This window comes from Mycobacterium sp. 1165196.3 (genome assembly GCF_001673415.1).
Taxonomy (GTDB): Bacteria; Actinomycetota; Actinomycetes; order Mycobacteriales; family Mycobacteriaceae; genus Mycobacterium; species Mycobacterium europaeum_A.
The window spans coordinates 1-14,353 of the sequence record NZ_LZLU01000034.1 but is presented as its reverse complement, the minus strand read 5'-3'; the positions used below and the strand labels follow the sequence as shown (position 1 = coordinate 14,353).

Annotated in this window: 15 protein-coding genes; 5 read left to right on the top strand and 10 right to left on the bottom strand. The window is 69.5% G+C overall.

Annotated features, from left to right (window positions below; genetic code table 11):
- On the top strand, positions 1–671 hold a 671-nt coding region (gene mntR / locus A5659_RS03775; protein WP_067179364.1), incomplete at its 5' end, for a manganese-binding transcriptional regulator MntR.
- A gap of 16 nt (positions 672–687) precedes the next feature.
- On the opposite strand, the gene A5659_RS03770 is transcribed toward mntR, so the two are convergent.
- The 5 genes from A5659_RS03770 to A5659_RS03750 all read right to left on the bottom strand — a co-directional run bounded on the left by A5659_RS03770 (position 688) and on the right by A5659_RS03750 (position 5,818).
- Positions 688–1,971, bottom strand: coding sequence for an acyl-CoA dehydrogenase family protein (locus A5659_RS03770; protein WP_067179362.1), 1,284 nt, complete (start codon positions 1,969–1,971; stop codon positions 688–690).
- A gap of 7 nt (positions 1,972–1,978) precedes the next feature.
- The gene (locus A5659_RS03765; RefSeq protein ID WP_066879361.1) at positions 1,979–3,169 is read right to left on the bottom strand and encodes a lipid-transfer protein; all 1,191 of its coding nucleotides are present in this window, start codon (positions 3,167–3,169) and stop codon (positions 1,979–1,981) included.
- A gap of 95 nt (positions 3,170–3,264) precedes the next feature.
- Positions 3,265–4,167, bottom strand: coding sequence for a tRNA pseudouridine(55) synthase TruB (gene truB, locus A5659_RS03760; protein WP_067179359.1), 903 nt, complete (start codon positions 4,165–4,167; stop codon positions 3,265–3,267).
- The gene (locus A5659_RS03755; RefSeq protein WP_067179357.1) at positions 4,164–4,844 is read right to left on the bottom strand and encodes a 4'-phosphopantetheinyl transferase; all 681 of its coding nucleotides are present in this window, start codon (positions 4,842–4,844) and stop codon (positions 4,164–4,166) included. Before A5659_RS03755 ends, truB begins: the two co-directional genes overlap by 4 nt.
- The gene (locus A5659_RS03750) at positions 4,841–5,818 is read right to left on the bottom strand and encodes a metallophosphoesterase (protein WP_066879352.1); all 978 of its coding nucleotides are present in this window, start codon (positions 5,816–5,818) and stop codon (positions 4,841–4,843) included. The genes A5659_RS03755 and A5659_RS03750 overlap by 4 nt, the downstream gene beginning before the upstream one ends.
- A 159-nt stretch (positions 5,819–5,977) precedes the next feature.
- Between A5659_RS03750 and A5659_RS03745 the strand changes: the two genes are divergently transcribed.
- Positions 5,978–6,574 (top strand): DUF3558 domain-containing protein, encoded by a 597-nt coding sequence (locus A5659_RS03745; RefSeq protein WP_066863704.1) that lies wholly within the window; start codon positions 5,978–5,980, stop codon positions 6,572–6,574.
- A 51-nt stretch (positions 6,575–6,625) separates the two neighbouring features.
- Positions 6,626–8,350 carry a CocE/NonD family hydrolase gene (locus tag A5659_RS03740; protein WP_067140586.1) on the top strand — a complete coding sequence of 575 codons (1,725 nt, stop codon included), beginning with the start codon at positions 6,626–6,628 and terminating at the stop codon, positions 8,348–8,350.
- On the opposite strand, the gene A5659_RS03735 is transcribed toward A5659_RS03740, so the two are convergent.
- Positions 8,309–8,872, bottom strand: coding sequence for a DUF1802 family protein (locus tag A5659_RS03735; protein ID WP_066863709.1), 564 nt, complete (start codon positions 8,870–8,872; stop codon positions 8,309–8,311). The two genes, A5659_RS03740 and A5659_RS03735, sit on opposite strands and share 42 nt — an antisense overlap.
- Positions 8,869–9,138 carry a DUF2277 domain-containing protein gene (locus A5659_RS03730; protein ID WP_066863721.1) on the bottom strand — a complete coding sequence of 90 codons (270 nt, stop codon included), beginning with the start codon at positions 9,136–9,138 and terminating at the stop codon, positions 8,869–8,871. The genes A5659_RS03735 and A5659_RS03730 overlap by 4 nt, the downstream gene beginning before the upstream one ends.
- A gap of 101 nt (positions 9,139–9,239) precedes the next feature.
- Here A5659_RS03730 and A5659_RS03725 point away from each other — a divergent pair, with 101 nt between their 5' ends.
- Both A5659_RS03725 and A5659_RS03720 read left to right on the top strand, forming a co-directional pair.
- Entirely contained in the window at positions 9,240–9,989 is a 750-nt protein-coding gene (locus tag A5659_RS03725; RefSeq protein WP_066863712.1) for an enoyl-CoA hydratase, read from the top strand.
- Positions 9,990–10,047: 58 nt separating this feature from the next.
- On the top strand, positions 10,048–10,629 hold the full coding sequence (locus A5659_RS03720) for a hypothetical protein (protein WP_067179355.1): 582 nt from the start codon (positions 10,048–10,050) through the stop codon (positions 10,627–10,629).
- Between the two features lie 16 nt (positions 10,630–10,645).
- Here the strand turns inward: A5659_RS03720 and A5659_RS03715 are convergent, their stop codons facing one another.
- The 3 genes from A5659_RS03715 to infB all read right to left on the bottom strand — a co-directional run.
- Positions 10,646–11,653 carry a bifunctional oligoribonuclease/PAP phosphatase NrnA gene (locus A5659_RS03715; protein WP_156748805.1) on the bottom strand — a complete coding sequence of 336 codons (1,008 nt, stop codon included), beginning with the start codon at positions 11,651–11,653 and terminating at the stop codon, positions 10,646–10,648.
- Complete coding sequence (rbfA, locus tag A5659_RS03710) at positions 11,628–12,116, bottom strand: 30S ribosome-binding factor RbfA (RefSeq protein ID WP_066863718.1); 489 nt, start codon at positions 12,114–12,116, stop codon at positions 11,628–11,630. Before rbfA ends, A5659_RS03715 begins: the two co-directional genes overlap by 26 nt.
- A gap of 77 nt (positions 12,117–12,193) precedes the next feature.
- On the bottom strand, positions 12,194–14,353 hold a 2,160-nt coding region (gene infB, locus A5659_RS03705; protein WP_231997726.1), incomplete at its 5' end, for a translation initiation factor IF-2.

Genomic DNA, 14,353 nt, shown 5'->3' with positions numbered 1-14,353 from the left:
CGGTCGGCCAGGACTACCTGAAGGTCATCTGGAATGCCCAGGAGTGGTCCCCGAAAGACGCACCGCAGAAGGTCAGCACCAAGATGCTGGCCGAGAAGATCGGGGTGTCGGCCAGCACGGCCTCGGAGTCCATCCGCAAACTCGCCGAGCAGGGGCTCGTGGACCACGAGAAATACGGCGCGGTGACGCTGACCGAGGCGGGGCGGCGCGCGGCGCTGGAGATGGTGCGCCGGCACCGGCTGCTGGAGACCTTCCTGGTCAACGAGCTCGGCTACGCCTGGGACGAGGTGCACGACGAGGCCGAAGTGCTCGAGCACGCGGTGTCGGATCGCCTGGTGGCCCGCATCGACGCCAAGCTGGGCTTTCCGCAGCGCGACCCGCACGGTGACCCGATACCGGCCTCCGACGGGCAGGTGCCGACCCCGCCGGCCCGCCAGCTGTGGGCGTGCGACGACGGGGACACCGGGACGGTGGCCCGCATCTCCGACGCCGACCCCGAGATGCTGCGCTACTTCACCGACGTCGGCATCAGTCTCGACTCCCGGCTGCGGGTTCTGACCCGGCGCGAATTCGCCGGCATGATCTCCGTCGCCATCGATTCCGGCGACGGCGCCGAGACGACGGTCGATTTGGGTAGCCCGGCCGCGCGGGCGATCTGGGTGACGGCCTAGCCGCGCGCCCCGCCCGTCAGTCGGCCAGCAGTCCCTTGGCGATGTGGGTGACCTGAACCTCGTTGCTGCCCGCGTAGATCATCAGCGACTTGGCGTCGCGGGCCAGCTGCTCCACCCGGTACTCGGCCATGTATCCGTTGCCGCCGAACAGCTGTACGGCCTCCATCGCCACCTCGGTGGCCGCCTCCGAGGAGTACAGCTTGATCGCCGACGCCTCGGCCAGCGTCAGCGGCTTGCCGGCCTGCTGACGCTCGATGGTGTGAAAGACCATGTTCTGCACGTTCATTCGGGCGATCTCCATCTTCGCCAGCTTGAGCTGGATCAACTGGAACTGCCCGATGTTGCGGCCCCACAGTGTGCGGCTCTTCGCGTAATCGACGCACAGCCGGTGGCATTCGTCGATGATGCCCAACGCCATCATTGCGATCCCGATCCGCTCGGCGGCGAAGTTGGCGCGCGCGCTGTCGCGGCCGTCGCCGTCCGTGTGCTGTTCGCTCTCGCCGAGCAGCCGGTCCGGGCCCAGCCGCACGTTGTCGAAGAACAGCTCGCCGGTCGGCGAGGACATCATGCCCATCTTCTTGAACGGCTTGCCCTGGGTCAGGCCCGGCATGCCGGCATCGAGCACGAAGACCAGCACCGGGCGGTTGCGCTTGTCTTGCTTGTCCGCGCTCGCATTGCCCTCGCGGGGGCCCCCGTCGAGCTTGGCGTAGACGACCAGGACGTCGGCGCAGGGCCCGTTGGTGATGAAGGTCTTCTGCCCGTTGAGGATGTAGTCGTCACCGTCGCGTTTGACGTAGGTCTTCATGCCGCCGAACGCGTCCGAACCCGAGTCCGGCTCGGTAATCGCCCATGCCGCAATCTTTTCCAGCGTCATCAGCTCGGGCAGCCAGCGTTCCTTCTGCGCCAGCGTCCCGCGGCTGGCGATGGTCGCGGCGCCCAAGCCCAGGCTCACCGACGCGGTGCTGAGCAACCCGATGCTGACCCTCGCGATCTCGGACACCAGCACCGCGATCATCGACCCCTGGGCGCCGCCGCCGAAACCGCTTGACCCGTCGGGCTTTTCGCCGGATTCCTCAGCGGCGGCGGTGCCGTTCAGCTTGGCCCGCTCGCGGTCCAGCATCTTCTTGACCGACTCGGCGGCCATGGCGTCGAGGCCGAACTGGCTGAACAGCTTGCGCGCGATCGGATACGGCGACATTTCGCCGGTTTCCAATTCGTCGAGGTGCGGGCGGATCTCTTTGTCGACGAACCGCCGAACGGCATCCCGGACCATCAGGTCCGTCTCGGACCACTCGATCATGGCGCCCTTAACGCTCGGCGCGCTGGTAGGCGGTGACGACGGCGGCGCCACCCAGCCCGATGTTGTGTTGCAGGGCGGCGCTGACGTTGTCGACCTGACGTTTGTCGGCGGTGCCGCGCAGCTGCCAGGTCAGTTCGGCGCACTGCGCCAGCCCGGTCGCACCCAGCGGGTGCCCCTTGGAGATCAGGCCGCCCGACGGGTTGACCACCCAGCGCCCGCCGTAGGTGGTGTCGTTGTTGTCGATCAGCTTGGGCGCCTCACCGGGGCCGCACAGGCCCAGGGCCTCGTAGAGCAACAGCTCGTTGGCCGAGAAGCAGTCGTGCAGTTCGATCACCTGGAAGTCTTGCGGCCCCAGCCCGGACTGGTCGTAAACCTGTTGCGCGGCTTGGACATTCATGTCATAGCCGATGAGGTTTTTGGCGCTTCCGTCGAACGTCGACGCGAAGTCGGTGGTCATCGCCTGCCCGACGATCTCCACGGCCTGGGCGGCCAGTCCGTGGCTGTCGACGAAGCTCTCCGAGGCCAGGATGGCCGCACCCGACCCGTCCGAGGTCGGCGAGCACTGCAGCTTGGTCAGCGGGTCGGAGATCATCCGCGCGGCCAGGATGTCGTCGAGCGTGTAGGACTCCTGGAACTGGGCGAACGGGTTGTTGACCGAGTGCTTGTGGTTCTTGTAGCCGATCTTGGCGAAATGCTCTGCGGTGCTGCCGTATTGCTTCATGTGCTCGCGGCCGGCGGCGCCGAACATCCACGGCGCGACGGGCATCGCGAACTCGTCGATGTCGGCCATCGCCTTGACGTGCTTGGCCATCGGCGATTCGCGGTCCTGGGCGCCGCCGCCCAGCGAACCGGGCTGCATCTTCTCGAAACCGAGCGCGATCGCGCAGTCGACGATGCCGCCGCGGATGGCCTGCGCCGCCAGGAAAAGCGCCGTCGAGCCGGTGGAGCAGTTGTTGTTGACGTTGACGACCGGAATGCCGGTCATGCCCAGCTCGTAGAGCGCCCGCTGACCCGACGTCGAATCGCCGGCGACGTAGCCGACGTAGCCTTGCTGGACCTCGCGGTAGTCGATGCCGGCGTCGGCCAGCGCGTTGGTCCCCGATTCCCGGGCCATGTCCGGGTAATCCCAGCCCTCCCGGCGGCCCGGCTTCTCGAACTTCGTCATGCCGACGCCGATGACGTAGACCTTGTTGGACATCCTTGTCCCCTTCCGAACCGTGGGCGGTCTAGGCACTCAGTGTGCAACGTAGCCCAACCAACCGTTCGGCCGGGGCGGCCGAAGCATTGCGGCGGTTACAGCGTCGCCGGGCGGATCACCACCACCGACTTGGTGCGCGACCCCTCGTCGCGCAGCAGCGCCATCACGTGACCGTCGGGGTCACACGCCGCGTAGACGCCGCCGATACCGGCCGGCGCCAGCGCCCGGCCGTTGGCGGTCGCCTCGGCCTGCTCGGCGGACAGGTCGCGGCGCGGGAAGATCAGCAGGCAGGCCTCGTCCAGGCCGTAGCTGAGCCGGGGCCGCTCCGCCAGCTCGTCGAGCGGGTACGCCTGATCGAGCCCGAAGCGCCCGACGCGGGTGCGCCGCAATGCCGTCAGGTGCCCACCCACCCCGAGAGCCGCGCCGAGGTCACGGGCCAGGGCGCGGATGTAGGTTCCCGACGAACAGTCGACCTCGACGTCGAGGTCCACACAGTCCCCGCCGTCGGCGCCGACCCGGATGTCGCGAACCTCGAACCGGTCGATGCGCACCGGCCGGGCCGCGAGCTCGACGGCCTGGCCCTCGCGGGCAAGCCGGTAGGCGCGCTTGCCGTCCACCTTGATCGCGCTGACCGTCGACGGCACCTGTTGGATGTCGCCGCGCAGGCCACCGACCGCCGATTCGATCGCCGCGCCGGTGAGGTGCCGCGCCGCGACGCTGCGCACCAGCTCGCCCTCGGCGTCGTCGGTGGACGTGCTCTGGCCCAGGCGGATGGTGGCGGTGTAGGACTTGGCGGTGGCCGTCAGCAGGCCGAGGATCTTGGTGGCGCGTTCGATCCCGATCACCAGCACGCCGGTGGCCATCGGGTCCAGCGTCCCGGCATGCCCCACCCTGCGGGTGGCAAAGATCCGGCGGCAGCGCCCGACCACGTCATGACTGGTCATCCCGGCCGGCTTGTCGACGACGACTATTCCTGGCCCGCTGGGGCTTTCGGTCATAGCACGATCGCGGTGAGCACCAGCCCGCGCTCGACCGACCAGCGGCCGCGCAGCTCGGTCAGCGGCGGACCGGACACCGCTTCCGGGTCGATCAGGATCCGCGACACGAACCCGCCCGTCGTCGCGCCGGGGCCATCGGCCTCGAACGCGATGTGGGCGTCCTCGAAGCCCAGCCACCGTTTGGTCAGCGGAAACCACGCCTTGTACGTTGCCTCCTTGGCGCAGAACAAGATTCGATCCCAATGCAGGTCACCCGACAGGTTCGCCGGGATCTCGGTGCGTTCGGCCGGCAGGCTGATCGCGGTCAGCACTCCGTCGGGCAACACGTCGTGCGGTTCGGCGTCGATGCCCACCGAGCGGACTGCGTCGGTGCGGCCCACCACGGCACCCCGGTAACCCGTGCAGTGGGTCAGGCTGCCGACCACGCCGTCGGGCCAGCAGGGTTCTCCCTTCTCCCCCTTGAGGATCGGGACCGGCGGTAGGCCCAGCTCGCCCAGCGCGATGCGGGCGCAGTTGCGGACGGTGACGAACTCGTTGCGCCGCTTGGCCACCGACCTGGCGACCAACGGCTCCTCCTCGGGCAGCGGCGTGAGATCGGGCGGGTCGGAGTATGCCTCCGCGTAGGCCAGGCCGTCCACGGCCGGGAGCACCGAGGACACCAGCATGTCCCCCGTCATCGTGATTGCCGCTGCCGCAACCGTTCCCGGAACTGTGCGGCCTGCTGCCGCATCTCGGGAGTGATCTGGAAGTGGCCGCCGAAGTCGTTGAGGTCGCCCGGCGCGTACTGGGGATCGGGCAGCACCTGGCGCAGCCAGCTGGGCGGCTTGCGGCGGCGCCACTCCCGCGGATAGCCCACCGAGACTTCCTCGAAGCGCACGTCGTCATACCAGGTGGTCCGGGGGATGTGCAGGTGACCGTAGACCGAACACACGGCGTTGTATCGGGTGTGCCAGTCGGCGGTCTTGGTGGTCCCGCACCACAGCGAGAACTCGGGGTAGAACAAGGCGTCGCAGGGGTCGCGGACCAACGGAAAGTGGTTCACCAGAACGGTCGGCGTCATCCAGTCCAGCTCTTCGAGGCGGGCGCGGGTGATCTCCAGGCGCTCGCGGCACCACGCCTCACGGGTGGGGTAGGGCTCCGAGGAGAGCAGGAATTCGTCGGTGGCGACCACGTTGCGCTCGCGGGCGATGGTCAGGCCTTCGGCTTTGCTCGTGGCTCCCTCGGGCAAGAAGCTGTAGTCATAGAGCAGGAACATCGGCACGATCGTGGCCGGGCCCCCGCGCTCGGTCCACACCGGGAAGGGATGCTCGGGCGTGACGATGCCCATCTCGTCGCACATGTTGACCAGGTACTCGTAGCGCGCCTTGCCGAAGATCTGCACGGGATCGCGGGTGGTGGTCCACAGCTCGTGATTACCCGGCACCCAAATCACCTTGGCGAAGCGCCGTCGCAGCAGGTCAAGGGCCCAGCGGATCTCGTCGGTGCGTTCGGCGACATCGCCGGCGACGATCAGCCAGTCGTCCGGCGACGACGGATGCAGCGATTCGGTGACCGGCTTGTTACCCAGGTGACCGGTGTGCAGGTCGGACACCGCCCACAGTGTCGGTTGCCCACCGTTGGTCGATTCCCGCCCAGATGTATGCCCAGCCACGAATAACCACCCTAACGACTTGACCCAAGCACGCCCCTTTCGCGGGCGCCCTTTCGGCCACCAGCGGGTGAGTTAGAACAAGTTCAGGTTTGCCTGTGACGTCGCGCGCGGTACTTGTACACTCCCCCGGAAAGGTCCGCTGCGGCGTCAGGGGGTGTCGTGTTCGCCAATGTTCGTCTGATGGGGGCGCTGGGTGCGCTGCTCACAGCGGCCATCGGTGGCACCGTGGGCCTGTTAACCGCCCCGCAGGACCTTTCCAGGCCGGGTGGCGGCGACCGGTCCGTCGAGCTGCGGTCGACCGCCCAGCCGATGGAAACCACAATGAAAAGCCCGATCGTGGCGACCACCGATCCGCGCCCGTTCGACGCCTGCGAGGACATCCCGTTCGACGTCATCCAGCGCCTCGGCTTGGGCTTCACACCGCCCGAACACGAGGACGGGCTGCGCTGTCACTTCGACGCCGGCAACTATCAGGTGGCCGTCGAGCCGATCATCTGGCGCACCTATGAGGCCTCGCTGCCCGCCGACGCCGTCGAGACGACGATCGCGGGCCACCGGGCCGCGCAGTACTGGGTGCTCAAGCCGACCTACCACAACAGCTACTGGTTCTACTCCTGCATGGTCGCGTTCAAGACCAGCTACGGCGTGCTGCAGCAGGCGCTGTACTACTCGACCGTCTACTCCAACCCCGAGGTCGACTGCATGCAGACCAACGTGCAGCGCGCCAACGACCTCGCGCCGTATTACAAGTTCTGATTTGCGCCGCGTCGCGTCGCGGCCGGCTGACCGGGTCCTAATGTGAGGACCGTGAGTACGACGTTGATCCGGCCCGCACAGCCGGCGCTGCACACCCTGCGACACCTGGGCGGCACGGCCGCCGCCCGGCTGCTCGGCCTGCCGCCGGAGACCACCGACTACACCGTGCAGCGCGTCCGCGTGCCGATGCGCGACGGGGTGCAGCTGGTGGCCGACCACTATGCGCCGGCGACCGCGTCACCCGCGGGCACCCTGCTGGTCCGCGGCCCGTACGGGCGCGGGTTCCCGTTCACGCTGATATTCGGCGCGCTGTACGCGGCGCGCGGCTACCACGTCGTGTTGCAAAGCGTGCGCGGGACGTTCGGCTCGGGCGGGGTCTTCGAGCCGATGGCACACGAGGCCGCCGACGGTGCCGACACCGTCTCCTGGCTGCGTGAGCAGCCTTGGTTCACCGGCCGCTTCGCCTCCATCGGAATGTCGTATCTGGGCTTCACCCAGTGGGCCCTGCTGCAGGATCCCCCGCCGGAACTGGCCACCGCCGTCATCATGGTCGGTCCGCACGACTTCAACGAATCAACCTGGGGCACCGGCACATTCGCGATCAACGACTTTTTGGGCTGGAGCGACATGGTGGCGCACCAGGAGGACCCCGTCCGGGTGCGCGCCGCCCTGCGCCAGCTGCAGACCCGCCGCCGGGTGGCCCAGGCCGCGGCCGCGGTGCCGCTGGGCGACGCCGCGCGGCAGGTGCTCGGCACCGGCGCACCCTGGTTCGAATCCTGGGTCGAACACAGCGAACCGGATGACCCGTTCTGGGATGCCTTGCGCTGCACCGAGGCGCTGGACCGGGTGCAGGTGCCGGTGCTGTTGGTGGGCGGCTGGCAGGACATCTTCATCAGGCAGACGCTGCAGCAGTACGCGCATCTGCGCCGGCGCGGTGTCGACGTCGCGCTCACCGTCGGGCCCTGGACCCACACCCAGTTGCTCACCACCGGGTTCCCCACCTGCGCCCGGGAGGCACTGGATTGGCTGGACACGCACCTGGGCGGTGCGGCCACGTCGCACCGGCCCAGCCGGGTGCGCGTCTACGTCACCGGCGGGGGCGGTGGCTGGCGCAGCCTGCCCGACTGGCCACCCGCCACCACCGAACGCCCGCTGTACCTGCGGCCAGGTGGCTACCTGGGCGAGACCGCGCCAAGCCTGAAGGGGTTGGCGCCGGCCACATTTCGCTACGACCCGGCCAATCCGACACCGACCACCGGCGGCCCGCAGCTGTCCGGCAACGGCGGATACCGCGACGACAGCCGGTTGGCATCGCGCGACGACGTGCTGGCCTTTACCAGCGCGACGCTCACCGAGGACGTGTATGTCTACGGCTGCCCGGTCATCGAGCTCGCCCATGGCGCGGACAGCCCGCACGCCGACCTGTTCGTGCGGGTGAGCGAGGTCGACGCCAAGGGACGGTCGCGCAACGTCAGCGAGGCGTACCGCCGGCTGCGTCCCGCGGCAAAACCCAAGTCGGAGAAAATAGTTCGCCTCGACCTCGACGGCATGGCGCACCGCTTCCGGGCCGGCTCACGCATCCGCGTGCTGATCGCCGGGAGCTGGTCGCCGCGCTACGCGCACAACCTCGGCTCCGGCGAGCCGGTGTTGACCGGCCGGCAGCCCACGCCGGTCACCCACACCGTGCGCTACGGACGCTCCCGGCTGCTGTTGCCGGTCGGCCCGGCCGAGTTGTCAGCCAACGGCGTCGCGGACCCGGGCGGCGACCGCGGCTAGCGCCGCTTCGTCATGAACGGGGCCGCGCCCCGGCGGGGCCGGCACCGGCAGCTCCACCCAGCTTTTGCAGCCGCCGTACTCCGCGGTCCGCTCCAGGCGCACCGGCTCGGCCAGCGGGAGTACCGACACGACCAGCACCGCGAGTTTGTGCTTAGGACGAAAGTCCAGGCGGTCGGCGCGCACCGACTCGGCAGTCCAGATGTGCAGGTCCTCGATGGCGGGCAGGGCGTCCGGGCGCTCGACGGGCACGGCCGCAACGACTTTCGCGGCGGCCCGGATCACCAGCTCGTCGTCGGTGCTGTCGGCGGCCGCGGGCGCCAGCAGGTCTTGATGCTCGGGGCGCACCCGCTCGGCGTGGCTGTGCGCGACCGTCGGGAACAGCAGGAACTCGCGGGCGGCCAGTTCGAACCGCTTCTCCCCGATGCCGCCCTTGCGCAGCAGCACCCGCTGGCGACCGTCCAGCAGCGCGTGCACCGCGGCGCTCCACTCCTTGAGCGCGGGAGTCGTTGTGGTGACGGTCATTTCGCGCCCGCCATCCGCGCCATCACCTCGGGGCGGCGCAAGGGCGGGACCGTCTTGGGCGGCTGGCGCCGCGGCGGCAGCTGCCCCAGCAACCGCGTCGTCGTCTCGGTGACTTCGGCGACCGCCGCCTCGAACGCGTCGACATTCGCGGCCGAGGGGTGGGTGATGCCGCTGACCTTGCGGACATACTGGCGGGCGGCCGCCGCGATTTCCTCGGCGGTGGCGGCGGGTTGCAGTCCGCGCAGTTCGGTGATGTTCCGGCACATCTTTCCCACGATAAGCGCTGCTCGGCGGCGCCGCTCCCCGACGAACCGGCGGGCGGTAAGGCGCGCATCGCCGGTGCGGGCCGACTGGCTACGGTGAAGTCATGACCGACGAGATCCTGCTGATCGACACCGACGAGCGAGTGCGCACCCTGACCCTCAACCGACCGCAGTCGCGCAACGCGCTGTCCTCGGCGTTGCGGGACCGCTTCTTCGGGGCGCTGGCCGACGCCGAAACCGACGACGCCGTCGACGTCGTCATCGTCACCGGCACCGACCCGGTGTTCTGCGCGGGGCTGGATCTCAAGGAGCTGGGCGGTTCCTCGGCGCTGCCGGACATCTCGCCGCGCTGGCCGGCGCTGACCAAGCCGGTGATCGGCGCGATCAACGGCGCCGCGGTGACCGGCGGCCTGGAGCTGGCGCTGTACTGCGACATCCTGATCGCCTCGGAGAACGCCCGGTTCGCCGACACGCACGCCCGGGTGGGCCTGCTGCCCACCTGGGGCCTGAGCGTGCGGTTGCCGCAGAAGGTGGGAATCGGGCTGGCCAGGCGGATGAGCATGACCGGGGACTATCTGTCCGCCGCCGACGCGCTGCGTGCCGGGCTGGTGACCGAGGTGGTGCCGCACGACCAGCTGTTGGGTGCCGCCCGGGCGGTGGCGGCGTCGATCGTCGGGAACAACCAGGACGCGGTGCGGGCGCTGCTGGCGTCGTATCACCGCATCGACGACGCGCAGACCAGCGCCGGGCTCTGGCAGGAGGCGACGGCCGCCCGGCAGTTCCGGACCAGCGGCGACGACATCGCCGCCAACCGGGAGGCCGTGCTGGCGCGCGGCCGCTCGCAGGTGCGCTGACGCCGCGATCTGGGCCGGTCCGTTCCCACCGGTCCCGCCCACGCCATACGATCAACTGATGTTTCACGTCGTCGCTGTCACCGTGCGGGTGCTCGGTGGCCTGACGCTGGCCGCCGCGTCGGCGATCGCGGTGGCCGCGCCGCCCGCGGGCGCGCTGCCGCCGCCGGGATTCCCGAATCTCGACGCCTTCACCCCGGTGCCCGCCGACGGCTACATCGGCGCCGGCGCGCCGGGAAGCTCGCCGCGGGTCAGTTTCTCCGCCGGCTCCGCCCTGGTGTGTGACTTCTACGGCGGCCCGCCGCCCGTGCCGCAACCGTCGCAGGACATCAAGTGCAAGGGCGACATGTCGGGGCTGGACGACGTTCCCTTCCCCGGCGGCCGCCCGCGACCCGGCGACTGCGTCGTCGGTTCGGTGGACTTCAAGGGACCCGGCTACCAGTTGAGCCGCATGTCCTACGCCGGATGCGACGGCAACCCTGCCCCGCTACCGGCCGGCGGCAAATCGCTGGGGGCGGGCCAGAAGTTGACCTATCTCAACGTCACCTGCGCGGTGGGGGCCGACGACCTGGTCGCCTGCCTGGACACCACCAGCGGCGACCACGGATTCGTCGTGCAGCGCTCGGGAAGCTGGGCGTTCTAGTCCGGGCGAGTCCGGGTTAATCCAGGGCCGTGCGCAGCGACGCCACCGCGTCGTCGATCGAGCCGGTGGTCGAATAGCCGGCCGCCAGCCGGTGCCCACCGCCGCCGAAGCCGGACGCCACCGCCGCCAGGTCGACGGCGGACTTGGCCCGCATGGACACCGACCACTGCTGCGGCGCGATCTCCTTGAACACCGCGGCCACCTCGGCCTGCTGCGTGGTCCGCACGATGTCGACGATGCTTTCGACTTCCTCCGGGCGTGAGGTCACCCAATCCTGGTTGCCGACAACGGCATACACCAGGCCCCGGCCGCCCGCGGCGTCCGGCAGCAGCTGGGCCGAGGCCAGCACCCGCGACAGCAGCGGCAGCCATCCGAACGGATGGCTGTCCAACAGGGTTCGGCTGATCGCGGCGTTGTCCACGCCACCGTCGACCAGCCGGGCCGCCAGCCGCAGGGCGCGCGCACTGGCCCAGCGGAACGATCCGGTGTCGGTCGTCAGGCCGGCGTAGATGCAGTGCGCGACGTCGGAATCGATGGGCTTGTCCCACGCGTCGAGGATGTCGGCGATCATCATCGTGGTCGAATCGGCTTGGACGTCAACGAAATTGGCGGTACCGAACACATCGTTGGAAGCGTGATGGTCGATGACCAGCACCTCGTCGCCCTCGAGGGCCAAGTCGCTCAAGGCGCCCAGCCGCTTGACGCTCGGAACGTCAACGGTGACAACCAGATCGACGTCGCGGCGCATCGCATCGGGATCGACCAGCAGTCGGCAGCCGGGCAGCGACGCCAGCGACTCGGGCAGCCCGGCCGGCTCGGCGAAACTGACCTCGACCCGCTTGCCGCACTTGTCCAGCACCAGCCCCAGCGCCAGGCCGGCGCCGATGGTGTCGGCGTCGGGATGCACGTGTGCGATCACCGCGACGGTGTCGGCGTCCGACAGCAACTCGACCGCACCCGCGGCGTCGACGCGCACCCCCACCCGGGCGTCGCCCAGCTCAGTATTGGTGTTGGTCGTCGTCACCGATGCTCCCGTCGAGGCCGGGCTCCCCACCCGATCCGCTATCCCGGTATGGATCGGCCTCCCCAGCCGGCTTGGCGCCCGAACGAACCCGCGCCAGATCAGCGTCCGCGGCCCGGGCGCGCGCCAGCAATTCCTCCATCCGCGCCACGTTGTCCGACGTGGTGTCGCGGGTGAAGGTGAGGGTGGGCGTGAACCGCACGCCGGTGCCGGCCCCGACCTTGGTGCGCAGCGCACCCTTGGCACGTTCCAGGGCCGCCGCGGCGGCCGCGTAGTCCGGCTCGTCGTCCAGCGTGCGTCCCATCACCGTGTAGAAGACCGTCGCGTCGTGCAGGTCGGCGGTCACCTTCGCGTCGACGATGGTGACCCCCTCGAGCCCGGGATCCTTGATCTCGAACTCGATCGCCGAGGCGACGATGGTGTTGATTCGCTTGGCCAACCGGCGCGCCCTGGCTGGATCAGGCATTCGGGTTCACCACCTTCTCGTCGTCACTTCGTTCTGCATCGTCGTTCTGCGTCGTCGTTGCGTCGTCGGCGGTGGGGTCAGGTGCGTTCCTTCTGGACCAACTCGTAGGACTCGATGATGTCGCCTTCTTTGAGGTCGTTGTACCCCAGCGTCATACCGCACTCGAAGCCCTCGCGGACCTCGGTGACGTCGTCCTTCTCCCGTCGCAGCGAGGTGATCGAAAGGTTGTCGGTGACCACGATGTTGTCCCGCAGCAACCGCGCCTTGGCGTTGCGGCGCACGATGCCGCTGCTGATCATGCAGCCGGCGATGATGCCGACCTTGGACGACCGGAAGATCGCCCGGATCTCGGCGCGGCCCAGCGTGTTCTCCTCGTAGATCGGCTTGAGCATGCCGCGCAGGGCCTTCTCGATCTCGTCGATCGCCTGGTAGATCACCGAGTAGTAGCGGATCTCCACACCCTCGCGGTTGGCCAGCTCGGTGGCCTTACCCTCGGCGCGCACGTTGAAGCCGATGATCACCGCATCCGAGGCCGACGCCAGGTTGACGTTGGTTTCGGTGATGCCACCGACACCACGGTCGATGACGCGCAGCGCCACCTCGTCGTCGATCTCGATGCCCATCAGGGCCTCTTCCAGCGCCTCGACGGTACCGGCGTTGTCGCCCTTGAGGATCAGGTTCAGCTGGCTGGTTTCCTTCAGCGCCGAGTCCAGGTCCTCCAGGCTGATCCGCTTGCGGGAACGCGCCGCCAGCGCGTTGCGCTTGCGGGCGCTGCGCTTGTCGGCGATCTGGCGAGCGATGCGGTCCTCGTCGACGACCAGCAGGTTGTCCCCCGCGCCGGGCACCGAGGTGAACCCGATGACCTGCACCGGCCGCGACGGCAGCGCCTCTTCGACGTCGTCACCGTGCTCGTCGACCATGCGGCGGACGCGGCCGTAGGCGTCGCCGGCGACCACCGAGTCGCCGACCCGCAGCGTGCCGCGCTGCACGAGCACCGTGGCGACCGGCCCGCGACCGCGGTCCAGGTGCGCCTCGATCGCCACACCCTGGGCCTCCATGTCGGGGTTGGCCCGCAGGTCCAGGGCGGCGTCGGCGGTCAGCAGCACCGCCTCGAGCAGCGCCTCGATGTTGGTGCCCTGCTTGGCGGAGATGTCGACGAACATGGTGTCGCCACCGAAATCCTCTGCCACCAAACCGTATTCGGTGAGCTGGCCGCGGATCTTGGCCGGGTCGGCGCCCTCGACGTCAATCTTGTTGACCGCCACCACGATCGGCACGTCGGCCGCCTGGGCGTGGTTGATGGCCTCCACCGTCTGCGGCATGACGCCGTCGTCGGCCGCCACCACCAGGATCGCGATGTCGGTGGCCTTGGCGCCGCGGGCACGCATGGCGGTGAACGCCTCGTGACCCGGGGTGTCGATGAAGGTGATCGGCCGCTCGACACCGTCGTGCTCCACGGTCACCTGGTAGGCACCGATGTGCTGGGTGATACCGCCGGCCTCGGCCTCGCGGACGCTGGCGTTGCGGATGGTGTCCAGCAGGCGGGTCTTACCGTGGTCGACGTGACCCATGACGGTCACCACCGGCGGCCGGGTCTGCAGGTCTTCCTCGCCGCCCTCGTCCTCGCCATAACTCAGGTCGAACGACTCCAGCAGTTCGCGGTCCTCGTCCTCGGGGCTGACGACCTGCACGACATAGTTCATCTCGCTGCCCAGCAGCTCGAGCGTCTCGTCGCCGACCGACTGGGTGGCCGTGACCATCTCGCCGAGGTTGAACAGCGCCTGCACCAGCGAGGCCGGGTTGGCGTTGATCTTGTCGGCGAAGTCGGAGAGCGACGCGCCGCGCGCCAGCCGGATCGTCTCGCCGTTGCCGTGCGGCAACCGCACGCCACCAACGACGGGCGCCTGCATGTTCTCGTATTCGGCGCGTTTCGCCCGCTTCGACTTGCGGCCGCGTCGCGGCGCACCGCCGGGGCGACCGAACGCACCCGCGGCACCGCCGCGCTGGCCCGGACGGCCACCGCCGCCACCGCCTCCGGGACAGCCCAAACCACCCGCGCCCGGGCAGGCCGCCGGCCAGGCGCCGCGCCCCGGCGCGACGCCGGGCCCGCGTCCGGGCCCGATGCCCAAGCCCCGCGCCCCGCGCGTCGGCAACAACCCCTTCTCGTATTCGGCGCGTTTCGCCCGCTTCGACTTGCGGCCGCGTCGCGGCGCACCGCCGGGGCGACCGAACGCACC